The sequence below is a fragment of the Rhizobium sp. SRDI943 genome (assembly GCF_057653695.1).
Map to the genome: position 1 here is coordinate 2,826,896 of NZ_CM172787.1, position 20,680 is coordinate 2,847,575.

Genomic DNA, 20,680 nt, shown 5'->3' on the forward strand with positions numbered 1-20,680 from the left:
CACGGACTGTCATGTCCGGGGTCGCTGGCGTTCCAGCGCGTTGCGGCCTTCAAGAAACGAAGAAGACCAGTCGGTTACTGGCAACAATCATTGCCGTTTATGCTTAACAAACGACTAAACGTCAGAAGTAATCCATCTTATTTTTCAAGGTTTCATACACCATAAGAAACGCCGCCGGACGAGGTACGGCGGGGTTGCGAAATCGGATGAAAAGCTTATTCGGCGGCCTGCAGCTGCTCGTCATCGGGTGCGGCGCGTGGCCGTGTGGCGACCGACATCTCTTCGTGCAGGCGCGCCTCCTCGTGGGCGTGCGGCTTGGCGAAGCGGGCAAGCAGCAGATAGGCGACCGGCGTAATGAACAGCGTCACCAGCGTTGCGAAACCGAGGCCTCCAACAATCACCCAGCCGAGTGCTACGCGCGCTTCGGCGCCGGCGCCGTGGGCAAAAACCAGCGGCACGCCGCCGAGGATGGTGGCGATCATCGTCATCATCACGGGACGAAGGCGCAGCGCGCAGGCCTTCTCGATCGAGGACCGCACATCCTCGCCCCGGTCGCGCAGCTGATTGGCGAATTCGACGATCAGGATACCGTTCTTCGCCATGACGCCGACCAGCAGCACCAGGCCGATCTGGCTGTAGATGTTGAGGCTGGAGCCGGTGATCACAAGTGCGAAGACGGCGCAGGCAAGACCAAGCGGCACCGTCGACATGATGATCAGCGAAGACAGCACGCTTTCGAACTGCGCGGCCAGCACCAGGAAGATGATGACGATGGCGAAGCCGAAGGTCAGCGCCATGCCGCTCGAATTCTCTTCGAGCGTCGCCGCCTCGGCAAGCGGCAGCAGGCGGGAGCCTGGCGGCAGCAGCGGCTCGGCGAGATCAGTCACCTGCTTGACGGCATCGCCGAGCGACTTGCCGTTTCTGAGTCCGGCGGTGATCGCCACGGAGGCGAGCTGCTGCTCGCGGTTGAGCTGCGGCGCGACCGAACCTTCCTTCATCGTGGCGATGACCGACATCGGCACGATCTTGCCGTCGCCGGTTTTCAGGAACACGTTCTCAAGATCGGTCGGATCGTCGATCGGCCGCGTCGTCGAGGTCAAAAGCACGGGATAGGATTCGCCGTCGACGAAGACATCGACCACCGAGCGCCCTTCGAGCAGCGATTGGATTGCTGTCGAAAGCCCGGTTATATCGATGCCGAGATCCGAGGCGCGCTCGCGGTCGATCGCCACCGACACCTGCGCCTGGCTGGGCTCGTTGGTCAGGCGCGGCGTATCATATTGGCCAGTGGCCTCGAGCGCCTGAACCAGCTTGGCGGCCGCCGCCGTCAGCGCCTCGTGATCATTGCCGATCAGCGCCATCTGCAGACCACTGCCGGCACCGCGGATGCGAAGGCTGTTCGATGAGATAGCATTGCCGCGCAAAGCCGGCACCCTGGAGGCCGCCTGGTTGATATCGCCGACGATCTCCGTCTGCGTCCTGTCACGCTCTCCCCAGGGGGCGAGCGTCAGCACCATGAAGCCGCTGTTCAGCGAACCACCCTGGCCGGAGATCGAGAAGATGTTGCGGATGTCGCCGCGGTCGACCAGCGGCTGCAGATATTCCTCGACGAGCTGCATCTTGTCGCGGGTATATTCGAGGCTCGATCCCTGCGGCGTCGTCAGCCGCATCATCACCATCGACCGGTCCTCTTCGGGCGTCAGCTCGCTCTTGACCGTCGAGAAGGCGATGAGCGCCGCGCCGGCAAAGATCACCGAGAACAGGATGACCACGAAGGGCGCGTTGAGACAGCCGTGCAGTGCCCATTTGTAGAGATCGGCCAGCGCCCCGCCGAAGCGGCCGAGCACGCCGTGATCCTCGAGCATCGGCTTGGTCAGCATGCGCGAGGCAAGCATCGGACACAGCGTCAGCGCCACGATCGACGACAGCCCGACCGAGAAGGCGAGCACGAAGCCGAATTCGCGGAAGAGGCCACCGACCTGTCCCGGCAGGAAGGAGAGCGGAATGAACACCGCGGCCAGCGTCGCCGTCGTGGCGATGACGGCGAAGAACACCTCGCGTGTTCCGAGCACGGCAGCAGCGCGCGGTCCCATGCCTTCGGAGCGCCGGCGTACGATATTTTCGAGCACCACGATCGCATCGTCGACGACGAGGCCGGTCGCCAGCACAATCGCGAGCAGCGTCAGGATGTTGATCGAGAAGCCGACCATGTAGATCGCCGCCAGCGTGCCGATCAGCGCCACCGGCATGCTGACGGCCGGGATCAACGTCGCGCGCCAATCGCGCAGGAAGAGGTAGATGACGGCGGTGACGATGACGGCGGCGAGTATCAGCGCCAGTACTACCTCGTGGATCGCGCCCTGGATGAAGACGGCGTCGTCGCTGGTGATGGCAATCGTCGTGCCCTCGGGCAGTGTCTTCGACAGCTGGTCGACGGCCGCCTTGATGCCGGTCGAGATGTTCAGCGTATTCGACTGCGCCTGGCGGATGATGCCGAGACCGATGCCCGGCTTGCCGTTGGAGCGTAGCGCCGTTTCGCCGTCGCGTGGCCCGAGCATCACTGTCGCGACGTCGCCGAGCCGAACGCGGTCCTGCAGGATGACGTTAGAAAAATCCGCCGGCGTCTGCAGGTTGGCAGTGGCGCGCACCACGATATCCTGCGTATTGCTCTTCAGCGAGCCCGCCGGCACGTCGAGTGCAGCATTGTCGAGCGCCTTCGTCAGGTCGCCGATGGTCAGCCCGCGGCTGGCAAGCGCGCCCTGGTCGACATCGACGCGGAAGACCTTCTCCTGGTCGCCATATTCCTCGACGTCGGCAACCCCGTCGACGGAGGCGAGGCGATCAATCACCTCGTTTTCGACGAGCTGGGTCAGGTCGTCCATGTTGAGATTGGTGGAGGTGACGGCAAGGCGCATGATCGCCGAGGAATCCGAATCCGCCTTGACTATCTGCGGCGCATCCGCTTCGTCGGGCAGGTTCTGGGTAATGCGGCCGATCGCGTCGCGCACGTCGTTGGCGGCGACCGAGAGATCGATCGCATCCGAAAATTCCAGCGTCACCCGGCTCTGACCGAAGGATGAGGTCGACGAAATCGATTTCAGGCCGCTGACGCGCGCGACCGCCCCCTCGATCACCTTGGTCAGTTCCTGGTCGATCGTCTGCGGTGATGCGCCATCGAAGGTGGTGCGCACGGTAACGACGGGACGGTCGACATCCGGCAGTTCGCGCACCTCAACGCCGACATAGGCCGCAAGGCCGGCGACGACCATCAGCGTATTGAACACCAGCGCCAGAATCGGCCGGCGAACGAAAAGCGCGGTGAAGCTCTGCTTGCCCGAGGCCCTGTCCTGATGAATCTCGGTCACGCTCATTGGGTGGCGACCTCCGCAGCCGCGGCGACATCGGCGCTCACACGCACTGCCCCGCCCTCGCGCACGCGCTGCAGTCCCTGTGTCACGATCACGTCGCCGTCCTTGATGTCGGCTTTGACCAGCACGAAATCCGGGTTGCGCTGCACGATACTGACCCGCACCTTGTGCGACTTGTAGTCGTTGACCTGCCAGACGAAAGACCCTTGTGAATCCCACTGCACCGAGACCGGGTCGACGGCCGGATATTTATCGCCGGCAAATTTCATGCTGACGCTGAAGGACATGCCGGCGCGCAGCTCGTCGGAACTGTTGTCGATCTTGGCGCGCAGGCGCAGCGTGCGACTTGCCGCGTCGATGCGGTTGTCGACGGCTTCGACCACGCCGGAAAACACCTGTCCTGGCCTTGCCACCGACATCGCCTCGACCGGCTGGCCGACCGACACAGTATTGGCGAAGCGCTCCGGCACCCAGTAGTCGACGAGGATTTCCGAACGGTCGTCGAGCGTGACGATCGGGATGCTCGTCGTAACATTGTCGCCGATATTGACCGGCACGATGCCGACGATGCCGTCGATCGGCGCGGTGATGTTGCGCCGGGCGAGATTGAGCTCGGCGGCCTGCAGCTGCAGCCGCGCGCCCTGCTCGGCGATCTCGGAATCGAACACGTCCATGCGCGACACGCTGGACTTGATGTTGTGATAGAGATTGGACTTCTCGACGGCGGCCTTGACCGCCACATCAGCCTGGCCGCGGGCGATCACCTGCTCCTCGCTGTCGAGCTTGGCGAGCACCTGGCCGGCCTTCACCCTGTCGCCCGACTTGATGAGGATTTCGCGGATCGTACCGGATGCCTGCGGCGTGACCGCCACCGAACGGATCGCGTCACCCGTGCCGATGGCATTCAGCCGGTCGTTGACGATACCTTGGACGACTTCCTGCGTCGCGACGAGAATGGCGCTGTTGCGCCCGCCGCCATTACGGCGGTTCTGTCCCTGCCCTTGTCCGTCGCCGCGTTGCTGCCCCTGCGCCCGGGCTGGAGCGTCGGCATCCACCGTCTCCTCAGCCTTCGGCGCGATCTTGGAAACGATGCTGTCTGGAATCCCTGCATCGCGCATCGTATCGCCGGCGCCGGGCACAAAGAAAACCCACGCGGCAAAGCCGGCAATAATGACGATGAGCGACAGTATAAACTGCTTCCAAAAGGCCATTCACGTCTCCAGAGGGACTCGAGGTTGGACCAGGGTCGGTCGAAAGAGGCGCTGCGGGATCGAGATTCCCGTCTGATGCGACAATATCGCGCGTTTACAGCTTACCGGCAAGCATAAGCAGCCGGCATTACCGATTTGTAATATCAGCAAAGAATGGAAATAACCCGGCCGCTCACTTTTGTTTGAACGAACACTCGCCCATGCCTTTGACACCGCCGATTATCGGGCGAGATATCGCACAAATGTCCGACGATGCGGGTTGAATGTCTATCGGCGCATCGACCATCGCACGCCCATGACGGCCGCAATCCCCAGTATCGGCCACACCGCCCAGAACTGCCCCGTCCAGGTGAAGAGGTTGAGGCCGGCAAGGCCAAGCGCCAGGATCGCCAGCGAGGTGATCTTTCGGTTGAACAGGATCTGATCGCGGTTCCAGGCGAGCGCCGCGACGACGGCAAGCGCAAGCACCGGAAACCGCGCCCAGAAGACGCCCTGCCACGACAAGAGATTGATACCGATCAGGACGGCGGCGATGACGCCGAGCACGCCATACAGCCTGCGTCCTCCCGGTGCTGGGATTGTCTCAACCTTGGCTGCCGCCATAACCGCCGCCGGCTGCGGCCGCGCGGCGCCGGATCGTTCGGCAGGCGGCGTCTCCTCCCTGGCATCGCCGATCTTTACCGCGTAGCTTGGCACGCCTTCATCGACATTCTTCACCATCAGCGGCCCGAGAAACTCGAAACCAACCGCCACCTTGTTGCGGACCTGATCGTAAACGGTACTTGATATGACGATGCCGCCGGCCGCGGCCGACGCCTGCAGCCGCGCGGCAATATTGACGCCGTCGCCATAGATGTCCTCGCCCTCGACGATTACGTCGCCGAGATTGATGCCGATACGGAAGAGCATGCGACCGTCGGCCGGTCGGCGGGCGTTGAAACCCGCGAGTTCGTTCTGGGTGTCGACGGCCGCACGCACCGCCTCGACCACGCTTGGGAAGTCGGCGATCAGCCCATCGCCCCAGGTGTTGATGACGCGGCCGCCATGGCTTTCGATCAGGCGTCCCATCGCTTCCCGGCAGCGTTTGAGGCTCGCAAGCGTCCCTTCCTCATCAGTCCCCATCAGCCGCGTATAATCCTGCACGTCAGCACAGAAGATCGTCGTCAGCTTGCGCCGCGTTTCACTCATGGTCTCTCATCTCCGCGCTATCCGCCCCGGAAGATCGCTGCAAAGGGTGAAACTGGTCGAGATCAAGTGGGCGATTGCAACGGCGGTAAACTACTAAGGCTTTGTGTTTGTTGCCACCGATAATTGTCCATTATCGCCCGTCAGCATCATCTGTGATCACTGAACGATCTTGCGCGGGCTCGCCGTGTGTTCTTTCGCCACCGCGCTGGAACTGTCGATTTCCTGAAGCAATACGTCATAGCCCCAGAGATCGGCGAGATGCTGCAGGACGAGCTTCGTGTCATTTTCCTGAAGATAGCAACCATTCATCATGATGTGTTGCAGCAGCAATCGGCGGTCGCCGGCGAGATCGACATCGACGATATCGATGGCAGGATCGGTCCAGCCGATATCATATTCGCGGGAGAGCTGGCGGCGGATGCGCAAATATCCGCGCTCATTGTGGATCGCCGAAACCAGCACCCCCTCGGTTTGATCAGGATCGTCGTAGAGATGGAACAGCCGCAACTGCCGGATCAGGTTCGGGCTCAGGAACTGGCTGATAAAACTCTCGTCCCGGTAATTGGCCCAGATGTCGCGCAGGACGGCCATCGGATCGCCTCGCCCAGCAATATCGGGAAACCATGCGCGGTCCTCATCCGTCGGCTTCGTGACGATCCGCTCGATATCCTGCATCATCGCAAAACCAAGCGCATAGGGGTTGAAGCCCGAGAACCGCCGATCGTCGTAGCTCGGCTGGAACACGACGTTGGCGTGCGACTTCAGGAATTCGAGGAAGTTTCCGTCGCTGATCTGCCCTCGCTCGTGAAGCCGGTTCATGATCTGGTAGTGGACGAAGGTGGCAGTTCCCTCGTTCATCACTTTGGTCTGCCGCTGAGGATGGAAATATTGTGCGACATGGCGGACGATGCGAAGGATCTCGCGCTGCCACGGCTGCAGCCGCGGCGCCGACTTTTCCAGAAAGTATAGGATGTTGTCCTGAGGGAGACCGAGGGCGGCGCGGCGCTTTTCCAGGCCGATGTCGCCGGCCTTTCGGGCCTTGCCGACGGGAACCGTGCGCCACAGATCGTTGAACATCTGCTCTTCATGGGCGCGGCGCTCCTGTTGCCGCTTCTCCTCCTGGCGAAGGTCGATGGTGGTCTTGCCCGCGTATCGATGCACCCCATGCGACATCAGTGCATGCGCCGCATCGAGTGTCCGCTCGACGGCCGTCTCGCCGTAACGTTCCTCACAGCGGGTGATATAACCCTTGGCGAAATCGAGGTAATCGAGGATCCCCTCCGCATCGGTCCAGAGCTTGAAGAGATAGTTGTTCTTGAAGAAATGGTTGTGGCCGAAGGCCGCATGCGCGGTGACGAGCGTCTGCATCGTCGCCGTGTTCTCCTCCATCAGGTAGGAGATGCAGGGAGAGCTGTTGATGACGATCTCATAGGCAAGGTCGCGCATCCCGCGGCGGTAGAAAGCTTCGTGATGCGCGAAGTGCTTGCCGAAAGACCAGTGGCGGTAAAAGAGCGGCATGCCGGTCGAGGAATAGGCATCAAGCATCTGCTCCGAGGTGATGACTTCGATCTGGTTCGGATAGACGTCGAGGCCGAGTTCGTTAAGCGCGATCTCCTCGCAGGCGTCATGGATGCGCTGGAGCGTTGCGAAATCCCAGTCAGCCCCCTCGAACAACAGCCGCTCTCTTGGCCTCATCGTCGTGGTCATGGCGTCACCCTCGACTGTGCGTCACGTTTTTGGAAGAGATCGTGGAAAACAGGGAATATTTCGCTTCGCCGGCAGACCTTGCGCATCGAAAGCGGCAACTCGGAACGGATCCCGTCATAAAGCATCCAAAGCGGTGAACGGGATACCGAGGAGTCGCCGCCTTCTTCGCCGACCTCGATATAGGCGAAATACTGGCAGAGCGGCAAAATCTCGTGCAGCAGCTGTCCGGTCAGGTTTCCGTCCGAATGGGCGTTGTCGCCGTCCGAAGCCTGGGCGCCGTAGATATTCCACTCTGCCGGATCGAAACGCGCCGCGATGATCCCGCGCATTGCCGCTAGCGCACTGGATACCAGCGTGCCGCCCGTCGCCGGACCATAGAAGAAGGTTTCCTCATCGACCTCCTCCGCCTTGTCTGTGTGACGGATGAAGACGATCTCCACTTTCTTGTAGCGCTTCGACAGGAAAAGATAGAGCAGCAGGTAGAACCGCTTCGCCAGATCCTTCATGTGTTCCGACATGGAGCCCGAGACGTCCATCAGGCAGAACATCACCGCCTTCGCCACAGGCTTCGGCTCGTTTTCGAAGCGGCGATATCGCACGTCGAGCGGATCGATATAGGGGATGCGCCGACTTTTTTCCGTCAGGGACTTGAGTTTTGCCTCAAGCGCCAGGCGGCTCTCGTCGTCCTCGCATTCCTCGATCTGCCGCTGCAGGGCTTCGATCTCTTCGCGGCGCGGACGGTGAAGCGCGACGCGGCGCATCATCGCGAGCCTCGTCGTGCGACCGACGGCGATGTTGGACGGCGATCCCGACACGGAATAGCCGGCCCGCGATGGAGTTTCCTCCTCGGTTTCGGCCAGACGCCGTTTGGCAAGGTCGGGCAGTTCCAGGTCGTCCAGAAACACATCGAGGAACTCTTCGCGCGTCAGCACGAAGCGGAAGCCATCCTCACCATCGCCCTCACCCGCATCCTTGGGTTTTCCGCCCCTGCTCCCCGGCGGGCGCGGAAGAATGTCGCCTTCGACGAAGGCCCTGTTTCCAGGCAGGATATGATCGCGGATGCCGCCGTCGCCCCTTCTCAAGTTCGGCTCGGCCATTCCATCGATCGGCAGGCTGATTTCCCCGCCGTCGAGCACATCGCGAATGTTCCGGTTTTGCAGAGAACGCTTTACCGCCTGCTGCACAGCGCCTTTCATGCGCCGAAGAAACCGTTGCCGATTTTCCAGACTTTTACCGCGCGGATTTAGCCGACGGTCGACAATGTGCATATTGGCTCCACATTAACTTGCCTGTTTGACGCGCATGTACCATTCGACGAGGCGCCGAACCTGCCTCTCCGTGTAACCCCGCGCGGCCATGCGCGAGACGAATTCGCTGTGCTTCTTTTCCGTTTCGGAATCCTTCTTCGATCCGAAGGAAATGACCGGCAAAAGATCTTCGACCTGCGAGAACATTCGCTTTTCGATGACTTCCCGGATTTTCTCGTAGCTCGTCCATGACGGATTCTTTCCGCCGTTGGCTGCCCGCGATCTCAAGCAGAACTTGACGATTTCGTTGCGGAAATCCTTCGGATTGGCAATTCCCGCCGGCTTTTCGATTTTCGTCAGTTCCTGGTTGAGGAGCTCGCGATCGAGTAGCTGGCCGGTATCGGGATCCTTGAAGTCCACGTCTTCGATCCAGGCATCGGCATAGTCGACGTAGCGGTCGAACAGATTCTGTCCGTAATCCGCATAGGACTCAAGATAGGCCTTCTGGATTTCATTTCCAATGAACTCTGCGTAACGCGGCGCAAGATCGGCCTTGATGAATTCCAGATATCGCTTCTCGACATCGTCGGAAAACTGCTCGCGGCGGATCGACTGCTCCAGCACATACATCAGATGAACCGGATCGGCGCCGATATCCGTGGTGTCGTGATTGAAAGTGGAGGCGAGCACCTTGAAGGCGAAGCGGGTCGATATGCCGTCCATGCCCTCGTCGATGCCGGCGGCATCCCGATATTCCTGGACACTGCGGGCGCGCGGATCCGTCTCCTTCAGGCTTTCGCCGTCATAGGTGCGCATCTTCGAGAAGTATGTCGAATTCTCATGCTTGCGCAGACGCGACAGCACGGAGAAGCGGGCCAGCATTTCGAGCGTCGCCGGAGCGCATGGTGTATCCGCGAGTTCCGATCCCTCGATCAGCTTCTCGTAGATCTTCTGCTCTTCCGTCACGCGCAGGCAATAGGGCACCTTGATCACGCAAATACGGTCAATGAAGGCTTCGTTGTTCTTGTTGGCCTTGAAGGTTTGCCATTCCGCTTCGTTCGAATGCGCAAGGACGATGCCGGTGAAGGGTATGGCGCCGATGTTCTCGGAGCCGATATAGTTCCCCTCCTGCGTCGCCGTCAGCAGCGGATGCAGCATCTTGATCGGCGCCTTGAACATCTCGACGAACTCGAGCACGCCCTGATTGGCGCGATTGAGGCCGCCAGAATAGCTGTAGGCATCGGGATCGTTTTGGGAATAAGTCTCCAGCTTGCGGATATCGACCTTGCCAACCAGCGACGAGATATCCTGATTGTTCTCGTCTCCAGGCTCGGTCTTGGCGATCGCAATTTGGCGCAACCGCGAAGGCTGTACTCTGACGACACGGAAGCGGGAAATATCGCCCCCAAAATCATCGAGCCGCTTCAGGCACCACGGGCTCATCAGTCCGCTTAGGCGTCGCAGGGGAATGCCGTATTGCTCCTGCAGGAGCGATCCCATCGTGTCCGGGTCGAAGAGGTTGAGCGGACTTTCGAAAACGGGGCTGATCTCGTCACCCGCCTTCAGCACGTAGATCGGATGAAGCTCCATCAGCAGCTTCAGCCGCTCAGCCAGAGATGACTTGCCGCCGCCGACCGGGCCGAGCAGATAGAGGATCTGTTTGCGCTCCTCGAGCCCCTGCGCCGCGTGCCGGAAGAATGAAACGATTCGTTCGATTGTCTCTTCCATGCCGTGGAAGCCAACAAAGGCCGGATAAATCCGGATGGTCCGGTTCATGAATATCCGACCGAGGCGCGTGTCCCTGGCGGTGTCGACCATCTGCGGTTCGCCTATCGCGGCGAGCAGGCGCTCGGTCGCATTGGCATAGGCAAGCGGTTCTTTTTTACAAAGGTCGAGATAATCCGAGATCGACATATCGGTCTCGCGACGCGCATCATAACTGCGGGTGAACGCATCAAATACGGATTCGCTCAGCATGGGCCCTCCATTCAAGGTTAATGCCACAGGCTTCAGGTGTCCTTATAACCATCGAGATGGCCATGACGTTCCTGAGAATCAATAGTTTCGTCGGTTATTCCACGCTCACCGGCCGTTTCTAGCAATGCACGAAATTGTGCATCCACCGGTTCTTTAATTACTCTACGAAACTGTTGGTCAGTATAGTGGAGAAAGACGCCATCGCGGTATCAGCACATTTCACGACGTGACAGAAAGATGAAAAAGGTGTGCAATGTCGCCCGTGATTCGAGGTCTCGAAAATCAGCGGTCGGCAGGCGGAGAGCCAGCTTCGATCGGTGAATATCGATGTGCGACGGGCCATATGACGTTCGAAAACTTGGGATATTCTTAGAGAAATAGGCGCATGACGATCATGCGCCGGATATTGCGATCATCTCTCCGCAGGCCTCTCAGCCGTTGAACGCATCCTCGAGCGCGGCGACATCGATCTTGACCATGCCGAGCATCACTTCGGTCACGCGCCTGGCCCGCTCACGGTCGCTGTCGGCGATCATCTCCGAGAGCACACGCGGCACGATCTGCCAGGAAAGGCCCCAGCGGTCCTTCAGCCAGCCGCAGGCCTCCGGCGTGCCGCCATTGCCTAAGAAAGCATCCCATATCCGATCGATCTCGGCCTGGCTTTCTACGAGAATCGCGATCGAGAAGGAATGGTTGAAACTATCGAGCGGGCCGGCCTTCATGGCCAGGAAGGCCTGGTCAGCGAGCGTGAGCTCGATCAGCTCGACGCTGCCGGGAGGCCCGCTCGGCGTTTCCGCCGGCAATATGGTGGTACGGCCGATCCTGGAGTCCGGGATGACAGACACGTAGAATTCGACGGCTTCGCGGGCTTCCTCGGCGAACCAGAGATTTGAAACGATCTTCGGCATGAAACGGCCTCCTTGTTGACGGGTGTTGATCCGGACTGCTGTCCGATGACCCAAGGACGCCTCACCGGCGCCTGATCCGACAGGCCGCGATTGGAATTTTCAGCCCCGCCCGCCCGCATCGCGGCTACAGCCGGGCTCGGCGGCGGCATTACCGCCCGCAACATACCGCCTGGAATAGCGCCGGCTCGGGAATGAAAGCAGAACATCTTTTCTGGTCTTTCCTTCCCGAATCACTACATTACGCGCCATGAGCAATAGTTTCGACGATATGCCCTTCTTCGACGAAGAGCCGGGCGAGATGGCGCGCAAGCCGCAGCCGCCTGCCGCACCCGCCGAACGGGCGCCCGCCGCCGGTGGCGGCATCGCCGCCCGCGCCATGGCGGCTCGCGACGGCGGCAAGCGGCCGGATTATCTCGCCGGGTTGAACCCCGAGCAGACCGAAGCCGTCGAAACGCTTGAAGGCCCCGTCCTCGTGCTCGCCGGCGCCGGCACCGGCAAGACGCGCGTACTGACGACCCGCATCGCCCATATCCTCAACACCGGCCGCGCCTTCCCCTCGCAGATCCTCGCCGTCACCTTCACCAATAAGGCCGCCCGCGAGATGAAGGAGCGCATCGCGCTGCTCGTCGGCGGCGCCGTCGAAGGCATGCCGTGGCTCGGCACCTTCCATTCGATCGGCGTCAAACTTCTGCGCCGCCACGGCGAGCTTGTCGGCCTGCGCTCCGATTTCACCATTCTCGACACCGACGACGTCGTCCGCCTCATCAAGCAGCTCATTCAGGCCGAAGGTCTCGACGACAAGCGCTGGCCAGCCAAGCAGTTCGCCGGCATGGTCGATACCTGGAAGAACAAGGGCCTCGGCCCCGCCGACATCCCCGAGGGTGATGCCCGCGCCTTTGCCAACGGCCGTGGCCGCGATCTCTATTTTGCCTATCAGGCGCGCCTGACGACGCTGAACGCCTGCGACTTCGGCGACCTGCTGATGCATCCGATCGCGATCTTCCGCAAAAACCCGGATCTCCTGAAGGAATATCACGACCGCTTCCGCTATATCCTCGTCGACGAGTACCAGGATACCAACACGGCCCAGTACATGTGGCTCAGGCTTCTCGCTCAGCGCCCTAAGGGCGAGCTGCAGAACGTCTGCTGCGTTGGCGACGACGATCAATCGATCTATGGCTGGCGCGGCGCCGAGGTCGACAATATCCTGCGTTTCGAGAAGGATTTCCCCGGCGCCAAGGTCATCAAGCTCGAGCGCAACTATCGTTCGACCGAACATATCCTCGGGGCCGCCGCCCATCTGATCGCCCATAATGAAGGTCGCCTCGGCAAGACGCTGTTCACCGACCGCTCCGATCCGGACGACGCCAAGGTGCAGGTCCACGCCTCCTGGGACTCGGAGGAGGAAGCCCGCGCCATCGGCGAGGAGATCGAGCAACTCCAGCGGGGCAAGCATCTCTTGAACGACATGGCGATCCTCGTGCGCGCCTCCTTCCAGATGCGCGAATTCGAAGACCGCTTCGTCACCCTCGGCCTCAACTATCGCGTTATCGGCGGCCCGCGCTTCTACGAGCGCCTCGAGATCCGCGATGCCATGGCCTATTTCCGCCTCGTTGCGCAGTCGGCCGACGACCTCGCTTTCGAGCGCATCGTCAACACACCGAAGCGCGGCCTCGGCGATACGACGGTGCGCGCGCTGCACGACTATGCCCGTGCCCGCGATATCCCGATGCTTGCGGCAGCCGCCGACATCATCGAGACAGACGAGCTGAAGCCGAAGGCGCGAAAGGCGCTCTTCGACGTAATTCAATCTTTCCGCCGATGGCAGGAACTGCTTGAAAACACGCCGCATACCGAACTTGCCGAGCAGATTCTCGAAGAGTCCGGCTATACCGACATGTGGAAGAACGACAAGAGCGCCGAAGCACCCGGCCGTCTCGAAAACCTCAAGGAACTGATCCGCTCGATGGAAAGCTTCGAGTCGATGCGCGGCTTCCTCGAACACGTCTCCCTGGTGATGGATGCCGAAACCAACGAGAACCTCGATGCCGTCTCGATCATGACGCTGCACTCGGCCAAGGGTCTCGAATTCGACACCGTCTTCCTTCCCGGCTGGGAGGAAGGACTCTTCCCGCACCAGCGCTCGCTGGATGAGAGCGGCCGCGCCGGCCTGGAGGAGGAACGCCGCCTCGCCTATGTCGGCATCACCCGCGCCAAGCACCGCTGCCACATCTGGTTCGTCTCCAACCGCCGCATCCACGGCCTCTGGCAATCGACCCTGCCCTCGCGTTTCCTCGATGAACTGCCGGAAACCCATGTCGAGGTCGCCGAAATGGAGCAAAGCTACGGCGGGTACGGCCGCGGCGGCTACGGCCAGTCCCGCTTCGACAAGGCCGAACCCTTCACCAATTCCTATTCCACGCCCGGCTGGAAACGCGCCCAGGCCAACAAGACCGACGCCACACGCGACAATTGGGGCACCCGCTCCGGCCACGCCGTCGAACGCATAGGTTACGGCGAAAGCGGCCCGAAGGGGCGCACGATCGAAGGTGAGCTGGTGGCGAAATCGACATCGTCGGAACCGTCGAGATTCACCCCCGGCGATCGCGTGTTCCACCTGAAATTCGGCAACGGCAACATCACCGGCATCGAGGGCAACAAGCTGACGATTGAGTTCGACCGGGCCGGACAGAAGCGGGTCTTGGACGGGTTCGTCGAGCGCGTCTGACCTCGCGTCAGTATGACGCGAAGTTTACCCGAGCATCCGCATCCTTCCGAGCCCGAGAATATCGTTGATCAGGGCAATGCCCATTCCCGCCGCGACGATTCCCAATCCGATCAGAAAGAGCCGGCGAGACCGGTCATATTTGGCGGCAAACAGGGAGTCCCGCGCCAGCAGATCGGCAAAGACTTTCACCTGGACGGCGATGCCCACGGTCAGGAACAGCATCGGCAGAATATCGATGCTGGTCCAGTCATTAGGATTGGAAACCCAGACACTGAGGAAATTGAGCGAGAAACCAAGGATGATCCCGGCCGCCGTCAGCGACCCGTTGCGAAACGTCGCGTCGATCTTTTCGTCGAGATCCGGCTCTGGCATGGCTTCGCTTCCGTCTTGCTTCTGAGGGTAAGAAAGGCAGAAATCATCACCCGGAGCAAGGTCGACCTGAAGTCGCCCCTCGCGGAAAGCAGACGAAATGCCGCAGCCGCGCAAACCCGAGCACTCCGCCCATAGCTCCTCCACGTGCTCCATTACGGCAATTTCGGGCCAACACCGGCATGGATTTAATCGCGCCCAGACAAACCGACCGCCAAAAAAAGCCAATAAATCCAATGAAAAACTTTGGTAACCGAAAAGGTTAACGTGCGTTGCCTCACATCGTCAATCGCACTTCCGCCCTGTCAAAACGTCGCTTTGACGCCTTTCGCAAATCAGCTTAGCCCAGAGGCTGCCCGCCCATGAAAGGCGGGCTTCACGACGAACTTTTCAAAGGAGGTTCCAGTGACCAGTGTTTCATCTCTCGGCAGCACCTTAACTCAATATCAGTCTCCGCTTTCCAGTCTGGACAAGAATGGCGACGGCGTCATTTCGGCGGACGAGTTGGCCGCCGCCTCGCAGTCCTCGACTTCGGCCACGGCGTCGACCGACAGCGACGACAGCAGCACCGATATCGTCAAGAAGATTACCGCCGACATCCTGTCGCTGATGCTGTCCATGCAGAAGACCGACGGCAGTGACGATCAGGGCGACGGCGGCGATCAGAGCGAGGGCGCTTCCAAGGGTGTCTTCGCCGCAATGGATACGAATGGCGACGGCAAGTTGACCGAGTCTGAATTTCTTGCCGCCGATCCGAACAGCATCAAGACTTCAGGCGACAGCGATCCGCTCCTGACCAAAGTGCTGAGCGACATGCAGACGGCCCTTCAGGCCTACCGCAATACCTACGGCGCTTCCGCCGCAGCAGGTGATTCTGCAGCCGACAACGTGGCGGCGGCCTAGCCGGGAGATCCGGGCTCTGCCGGGGGAGCCTCGATCCATCGATGCCGCACAAAAGCGTCCTACGCGGCAATTGCCGCCGTCGCGGGCTGTGTCCGCGATGCGGAAATCATGCACGCGCCTTCCCCTCCGTTCGATTTCAACACGAATTAGAGCATTCTGTTTCGACGACTTACTACCGCTAGTGCCAGATTTAACACTTGCGCGTCCGCGTCTGGAAATCCACTAGTTGATCCATTCAGTGTGCTTGGCGTCTTACACTGCAATAAAGCGAAGGGATTGGCCTTGATGAAAGCGCTGCTGCTCGTCGATATTCAGAACGGCTTCTGTCCGGGCGGCAATCTGCCGGTGCCGGAGGGCGACAAGGTGGTTCCCGTCGCAAACAGACTGATCGACAGCGGCAAATACGATCTGATCGTCGCCTCGCAGGACTGGCATCCGCCGGGCCACGGCAGCTTCGCCTCCGCCCATCCCGGTGCCGCCCCCTTCGAGATGGGAGAACTGTCGGGCAAGCCGCAGATGATGTGGCCCGACCACTGCATGCAGGGTACGCTCGATGCCGAACTGCACCCCGAGCTCAAATCCGAAGAGATCGACCTGATTCAGCAGAAGGGCGAGGATCCTGATATCGACAGCTATTCGGCCTTCCGCGACAATGACCGCGATGCCTCGACCGGCCTTTCCGATTTCCTTGAGGATCAGGGGGTCACCGACCTCGACGTCTGCGGGCTGGCGACCGACTATTGCGTCAAGTTCTCCGCGCTCGACGCGCTGGAGATGATGCCGGGTGTCCGCGTCCGCTTCATCGAGGATGCAAGCCGCGGCATCACGCCCGAAGGCGTCGCCGCCGCCATCGAGGAGATGCGGGCGCATGGCATCGCGATCGTCGACAGCACCAAGATCCTGGCCGGCTAGTTCAGCTCGGATACCGCCCGAAAAACCGCGTCGGATGTCGGATCGGGGCAAGCCAATCCGTCCTTGGCTCTGAACACACCAACAATGGGAGTCGAGAGATGAGAAAGCTTGTTGCTGCAGCCTTCGTCAGTTTGGACGGTGTCATGCAGGCGCCGGGCGGGCCGCGGGAGGATCCGACCGGCGGCTTCACGCAGGGCGGCTGGACCGTTAACTATTGGGACGAGCCGATGGGCCAGTTCATGGGCGGGATCTTTACCGATCCCTTCGAACTGGTGCTCGGCCGCAAGACCTACGAAATCTTCGCCGCGCACTGGCCCTTCGTAGGGAAAGACGATCCGATTGGCAAGGTCTTCAACGCCGTGACCAAATATGTCGCGACCACTTCCACGCAGCCGCTCACCTGGGCAAATTCCGTCGCTCTGCGCGGCGATGCAGCTGCCGAAATCGCCCGGTTGAAGCAGCAGGATGGCCCCGCCCTCCTGACACAGGGCAGCAGCGGCCTGTTGCAGACCCTATTGGCGCATGACCTGATCGACGAGCTCCGGCTTCTGACTTTCCCGCTCGTGCTTGGCCCGGGCAAACGCCTGTTCGGTCAAGGCGCCAAGCCGGAGGCGCTGAAGCTCACCGCCAACACGATATCGACGACAGGCGTGATCATGAGCGTCTACGAGCGTGCCGGCGCAATCAAGACAGGCACATTCGAGCTGGCGCAGCCCTCGGAGGCTGAGATCGAACGCCGGGAGCGAATGAAGCGCGAAGGCTGAACGCGCCTCCACGGTTGCGGGGCCGCGAGCGCCGTCCCGTCCCGCTTATAGGCTCCTGCCCTTCTTCTTCTGGTCGCGCTCCAGTCGCGGCACCACTCCCGAAGGTATTGCCGCCGCGATCGGCGAGATGCCGGCGCATGGCATCACAATGATCAAATGCGTGGGCGTGTTGTGCGAATAAGCTGCTGGCTGGCATCTTATTTCAGCACGTAGACGTCGAACGTCTCATCGCTTCCGGCAACCGTGCCGAAGCGCTTGATGAGGTTTGTCGCGCTCTGGAATGCAGAAATGTCTTCCGGCGTCAGAGACAATCGCCAAACGTAGCTTTCACGCAGGGAGACGGGCGCAGTAATCTGATCAAGCCGCTGCGAAAGAAGAATGACGACCGGCACATGTTCACTCTGCTGCAATCGATGTGCCGTTTGCAGAATATCGGCAAGGCTGAGCGAAAGCCGGGCGTTGCGGGTATATCGCACGATGGCGCCGAACCGCTCCTCCCGCAGAAGATAGGTGCGGTTGGGGACGTAATAGGGCAAGGCTTCCACCAGGTAGTCGGGATCCGCCATAATGACCGCATCCTTGAGATCGGCGCGCGATTGAATGAACGCACCGAGATCCTTGCTTCGGCTCAGGGGTATTTCGGCGATGAAGGCCTGATTGATCTTTTCGATACCGGACACGACCTGTAGCGCCAGCAATATCAGGAAGCAGAGACGTCCGAACTTTACGAAGCCGCCGGCAGCCTCGATGCCGGCAGCGCGCGTCCGCTCGCGCTGAGTATGTGTGGTCAAGGCGGTGATCGCGATCATGAAAACCAGCCAGAGCGCCTGATGTCTGTATCCACCGGGATAGACAAGCGTAAAAAGCAGCGAAAGCCCTACGAGAACCAGTCCGGCTGCGATCATCGCCGGCCGCCGGTGCGCCAGCGCCAGCAGGCTGCCATAGATGAGCACGGACATCAACGCTGCGAAAATCCGGGAGGCCAGCGGATATGCCACGACCAGTTCAAGGACGCTGTTGGGATAGAATTCCATAAATTGGGAACTGGGCGCGGCGAGTGCACCAAGGGCAAGCAAAGCGAAATTCTTGCCACTGAGATCGTTCTGCCCCGTATCGTTGAAGGTCGGATAGACTGTTACGAAACATAGAACAATTCCAACCGCAGCAATGGCAGCGGCTGTCGCAAAGGCCCGATATTCTGTCACAGCAGGCCTTGGCCGCGCCAGAATTAAGTCGAAAAACCAATAGGCGAGGAAGCCGCCGACGAGGACGACCGAATGGACGTTGGTATTTGCCTGCAAGGCAAACAATAGGCCGAGCAATAGCCCGTTGCGTGTTCCTTTCTCCCAACTCAGGACGATAAGGAAAATCACCAGCATGCTGATGCCGTAATTTCGCGACATCGCGGCATAATCGTAAACCGAAAAGCTGCTGAACAGCGACAGCAGCATGATGGAAAGCGGCAGTTTCAGCCTGAAAACAAGAAGATAGGCCGCGGTCGCTGCAATCGTCAGTGCGACGATCTTTAGGACGACAGGTGAGCCGACCAGAACATAGGCGGCGCGCAGCAGGATATACCAGAGAGCAGGATGACCCTCGCCATGCATCTGGCGAAGCATATCGATGAAATTATCCCCCTGGAGGGCGAGTGACAAAGCACGAACTTCGTCACGCCAGACCGTTTCGAACCAGCAAAGCGCAGACGCCAACGCAAGCCAGACCATAAAGATCAACGCCTTGCCAAGCTTGGCGGATCGAGGTTCATCGATAGCAGAGACAATCACGGCCAAATAACACGCAACCCGGTGAGCGAAAGCGTCACGACCATATCGGCGCAGAAATAATTTGGCGTTAAGTGAAGGCCATCTTTTGATTTCAGGGGCGCTGAAGCATGTCGCGCAAACTGGGCAGCGGTTTAAACGCGACAAGCGAATCTGAAAGATCGTGGCGCGCTTTAGAATTTTTCCTCCCTCTCAAGAAGATGGATGTCTTCGGCTAGGTCTTCCATTCTCTGCAACAAGGCGGCCTGGGCATCTCTTAGCCCTCGATTGTAGAAGTACGGCCCTATCTCCTCGGCGAAGAAGTCAAGCAGGAATTCAGCCGGCAATGCACCGATGGGATCGAGTTCCCGGTCGAAATAAGCGCGGATGCGCGAAACGATCTCAGCCTTTTCTTCCTTCGAAAACTCGATCTTCTTCATGTTTGCCTCTTTACCGAATGCGATCAGGACTTTGATGGTTCAGCAAAATCGATTGGTCAATCAATGAAATTCAATTGCCGTTGCAAGCCGTAGACCATAAGGGGAAACCTGAATTCCAACAGGAAAGATCGCATGAATCGCGCCGACTTTGTTGAAGGTTTGCGAGGCGGCTCCGCCGTTGCGCTGGCATCGGCGCCGTTTGGCGCGCTCTTCGGAGCGCTTGCGGTCGAAAATGGCATGTCGCTCTCCGAAGCCGCCTTCATGAGCGCCACCGTCTATGCCGGCGCCAGCCAGATGGTCGGCATCGAACTCTTCGGTCACAATGTCCACGCCTGGCTGATCGTACTGTCGATCCTCGCCGTCAATTTCCGCCACGTGCTCTATTCGGCGGCGCTGGCGCGCTACATCGGCCATTTCACGCCGGTGCAGAAATTCTTTACCTTTTTCCTGCTCGTCGATCCGCAATTCGCCGAAGCGGTAAAGCGCGCTGAGACCGGCCGGCAACTCACCTTCGCCTGGTATTTCGGCTTTGCCATCATCATCTACATTCCCTGGGTGCTGATCAGCGTCGCCGGCGGCATGCTCGGCGGCTTCATCGGCGATCCCAAGGCCATCGGCCTCGACATCCTGCTGCCGGCCTATTTCCTCGGCATCGTCCTCGGCTTCCGCAAGCGAGACAATTTCCTGCCTGTGGCGCTCGTCAGCGCAGTGGCTTCCGTGTTCGCCTACCGTTACGTCGGCTCGCCCTGGCATGTCAGCCTCGGTGCTGCCGCCGGCATCGTGCTCGCCGCCGTGCTGCCTTTGCCGCCGCAACAGCCAGATCTCGAAGCCGACGCCCTTCAATCCGAAGTGCACGAGGTCTGAGCCATGGAATTCGATCTACACATGGCGCTCGTTATCCTCGCCGCAGCCGCCGCCACCTTCGCCACCCGCATCGGCGGCTATATCCTCATCACCCGAATGAAGAGCATCCCCCCGCGCATGGAGGCGGCGCTGAATGCCGTGCCGGCCGCCGTGCTGACGACGCTGGTTGCCCCCGCTTTCTTCATCGGCGGCTGGGAATCGAAGCTGGCGCTGATCGTCGCCCTCTTCATCGGCCTGCGCTTCAGCCATACATGGATGCTGGTCGCCGCCTGGATCGTCGTGATGACCTGGCGCCACACGATCGGCGTCTGAGCACCGGCCCGAAAGCCGGCGC

Annotated in this window: 16 protein-coding genes; 6 read left to right on the plus strand and 10 right to left on the minus strand. The window is 60.4% G+C overall.

The genetic code is table 11. The annotated features are described in order from the left end of the window. Positions 1-215: 215 nt before the first annotated feature. The 7 genes from AC245Y_RS14670 to AC245Y_RS14700 all read right to left on the minus strand — a co-directional run bounded on the left by AC245Y_RS14670 (position 216) and on the right by AC245Y_RS14700 (position 11,606). Positions 216-3,371 carry an efflux RND transporter permease subunit gene (locus AC245Y_RS14670; RefSeq protein WP_017994700.1) on the minus strand — a complete coding sequence of 1,052 codons (3,156 nt, stop codon included), beginning with the start codon at positions 3,369-3,371 and terminating at the stop codon, positions 216-218. Next, positions 3,368-4,579 (minus strand): efflux RND transporter periplasmic adaptor subunit, encoded by a 1,212-nt coding sequence (locus AC245Y_RS14675; protein ID WP_017994701.1) that lies wholly within the window; start codon positions 4,577-4,579, stop codon positions 3,368-3,370. The genes AC245Y_RS14670 and AC245Y_RS14675 overlap by 4 nt, the downstream gene beginning before the upstream one ends. A gap of 267 nt (positions 4,580-4,846) precedes the next feature. Then, positions 4,847-5,767, minus strand: a complete 921-nt coding sequence (locus AC245Y_RS14680) for an adenylate/guanylate cyclase domain-containing protein (RefSeq protein WP_017994702.1) — start codon at positions 5,765-5,767, stop codon at positions 4,847-4,849. A gap of 156 nt (positions 5,768-5,923) precedes the next feature. After that, positions 5,924-7,474: a SpoVR family protein gene (locus AC245Y_RS14685; protein WP_017994703.1), complete on the minus strand. Its 1,551-nt coding sequence runs from the start codon at positions 7,472-7,474 to the stop codon at positions 5,924-5,926. Beyond that, a complete protein-coding gene (locus tag AC245Y_RS14690) occupies positions 7,471-8,742 on the minus strand; it encodes a YeaH/YhbH family protein (protein ID WP_012758254.1) in 1,272 nt (423 codons plus the stop codon). The genes AC245Y_RS14685 and AC245Y_RS14690 overlap by 4 nt, the downstream gene beginning before the upstream one ends. Before the next feature lie 12 nt (positions 8,743-8,754). Beyond that, the gene (locus AC245Y_RS14695; protein ID WP_012758255.1) at positions 8,755-10,698 is read right to left on the minus strand and encodes a PrkA family serine protein kinase; all 1,944 of its coding nucleotides are present in this window, start codon (positions 10,696-10,698) and stop codon (positions 8,755-8,757) included. Positions 10,699-11,129: 431 nt separating this feature from the next. After that, complete coding sequence (locus AC245Y_RS14700) at positions 11,130-11,606, minus strand: VOC family protein (RefSeq protein WP_017994704.1); 477 nt, start codon at positions 11,604-11,606, stop codon at positions 11,130-11,132. Between the two features lie 247 nt (positions 11,607-11,853). Here AC245Y_RS14700 and AC245Y_RS14705 point away from each other — a divergent pair, with 247 nt between their 5' ends. Then, positions 11,854-14,334: an ATP-dependent helicase gene (locus AC245Y_RS14705; RefSeq protein ID WP_017994705.1), complete on the plus strand. Its 2,481-nt coding sequence runs from the start codon at positions 11,854-11,856 to the stop codon at positions 14,332-14,334. A 24-nt stretch (positions 14,335-14,358) separates the two neighbouring features. On the opposite strand, the gene AC245Y_RS14710 is transcribed toward AC245Y_RS14705, so the two are convergent. Further along, the gene (locus tag AC245Y_RS14710) at positions 14,359-14,706 is read right to left on the minus strand and encodes a hypothetical protein (protein ID WP_020487007.1); all 348 of its coding nucleotides are present in this window, start codon (positions 14,704-14,706) and stop codon (positions 14,359-14,361) included. A gap of 402 nt (positions 14,707-15,108) precedes the next feature. Between AC245Y_RS14710 and AC245Y_RS14715 the strand changes: the two genes are divergently transcribed. The 3 genes from AC245Y_RS14715 (at position 15,109) to AC245Y_RS14725 (ending at position 17,282) form a co-directional block, all read left to right on the plus strand. Then, positions 15,109-15,606: an EF-hand domain-containing protein gene (locus AC245Y_RS14715; RefSeq protein WP_012758259.1), complete on the plus strand. Its 498-nt coding sequence runs from the start codon at positions 15,109-15,111 to the stop codon at positions 15,604-15,606. Positions 15,607-15,891: 285 nt separating this feature from the next. Continuing rightward, positions 15,892-16,518, plus strand: a complete 627-nt coding sequence (pncA, locus tag AC245Y_RS14720) for a bifunctional nicotinamidase/pyrazinamidase (protein ID WP_012758260.1) — start codon at positions 15,892-15,894, stop codon at positions 16,516-16,518. A 98-nt stretch (positions 16,519-16,616) separates the two neighbouring features. Further along, entirely contained in the window at positions 16,617-17,282 is a 666-nt protein-coding gene (locus AC245Y_RS14725; protein WP_012758261.1) for a dihydrofolate reductase family protein, read from the plus strand. Positions 17,283-17,479: 197 nt separating this feature from the next. Here AC245Y_RS14725 and AC245Y_RS14730 read toward each other — a convergent pair whose 3' ends face one another. Beyond that, positions 17,480-19,072, minus strand: a complete 1,593-nt coding sequence (locus AC245Y_RS14730; RefSeq protein WP_017994708.1) for a hypothetical protein — start codon at positions 19,070-19,072, stop codon at positions 17,480-17,482. A 164-nt stretch (positions 19,073-19,236) separates the two neighbouring features. Beyond that, a complete protein-coding gene (locus AC245Y_RS14735) occupies positions 19,237-19,482 on the minus strand; it encodes a DUF2164 domain-containing protein (RefSeq protein ID WP_012758263.1) in 246 nt (81 codons plus the stop codon). Between the two features lie 132 nt (positions 19,483-19,614). On the opposite strand from AC245Y_RS14735, the gene AC245Y_RS14740 reads away from it, so the two are divergent. Both AC245Y_RS14740 and AC245Y_RS14745 read left to right on the plus strand, forming a co-directional pair. Next, on the plus strand, positions 19,615-20,346 hold the full coding sequence (locus AC245Y_RS14740) for an AzlC family ABC transporter permease (protein ID WP_017994709.1): 732 nt from the start codon (positions 19,615-19,617) through the stop codon (positions 20,344-20,346). 3 nt (positions 20,347-20,349) lie between these two features. Beyond that, positions 20,350-20,658 (plus strand): AzlD family protein, encoded by a 309-nt coding sequence (locus AC245Y_RS14745; protein WP_012758265.1) that lies wholly within the window; start codon positions 20,350-20,352, stop codon positions 20,656-20,658. Positions 20,659-20,680: the final 22 nt, after the last annotated feature.

What these genes read in the sequence shown, in the direction of transcription:
- AC245Y_RS14670 (WP_017994700.1), bottom strand. Translation starts at nt 3,371, where the DNA reads ATGAGCGTGACCGAGATTCATCAGGACAGGGCCTCGGGCAAGCAGAGC.
- AC245Y_RS14675 (WP_017994701.1), bottom strand. Translation starts at nt 4,579, where the DNA reads ATGGCCTTTTGGAAGCAGTTTATACTGTCGCTCATCGTCATTATTGCC.
- AC245Y_RS14680 (WP_017994702.1), bottom strand. Translation starts at nt 5,767, where the DNA reads ATGAGTGAAACGCGGCGCAAGCTGACGACGATCTTCTGTGCTGACGTG.
- AC245Y_RS14685 (WP_017994703.1), bottom strand. Translation starts at nt 7,474, where the DNA reads ATGACCACGACGATGAGGCCAAGAGAGCGGCTGTTGTTCGAGGGGGCT.
- AC245Y_RS14690 (WP_012758254.1), bottom strand. Translation starts at nt 8,742, where the DNA reads ATGCACATTGTCGACCGTCGGCTAAATCCGCGCGGTAAAAGTCTGGAA.
- AC245Y_RS14695 (WP_012758255.1), bottom strand. Translation starts at nt 10,698, where the DNA reads ATGCTGAGCGAATCCGTATTTGATGCGTTCACCCGCAGTTATGATGCG.
- AC245Y_RS14700 (WP_017994704.1), bottom strand. Translation starts at nt 11,606, where the DNA reads ATGCCGAAGATCGTTTCAAATCTCTGGTTCGCCGAGGAAGCCCGCGAA.
- AC245Y_RS14705 (WP_017994705.1), top strand. Translation starts at nt 11,854, where the DNA reads ATGAGCAATAGTTTCGACGATATGCCCTTCTTCGACGAAGAGCCGGGC.
- AC245Y_RS14710 (WP_020487007.1), bottom strand. Translation starts at nt 14,706, where the DNA reads ATGCCAGAGCCGGATCTCGACGAAAAGATCGACGCGACGTTTCGCAAC.
- pncA (WP_012758260.1), top strand. Translation starts at nt 15,892, where the DNA reads ATGAAAGCGCTGCTGCTCGTCGATATTCAGAACGGCTTCTGTCCGGGC.
- AC245Y_RS14725 (WP_012758261.1), top strand. Translation starts at nt 16,617, where the DNA reads ATGAGAAAGCTTGTTGCTGCAGCCTTCGTCAGTTTGGACGGTGTCATG.
- AC245Y_RS14735 (WP_012758263.1), bottom strand. Translation starts at nt 19,482, where the DNA reads ATGAAGAAGATCGAGTTTTCGAAGGAAGAAAAGGCTGAGATCGTTTCG.
- AC245Y_RS14740 (WP_017994709.1), top strand. Translation starts at nt 19,615, where the DNA reads ATGAATCGCGCCGACTTTGTTGAAGGTTTGCGAGGCGGCTCCGCCGTT.
- AC245Y_RS14745 (WP_012758265.1), top strand. Translation starts at nt 20,350, where the DNA reads ATGGAATTCGATCTACACATGGCGCTCGTTATCCTCGCCGCAGCCGCC.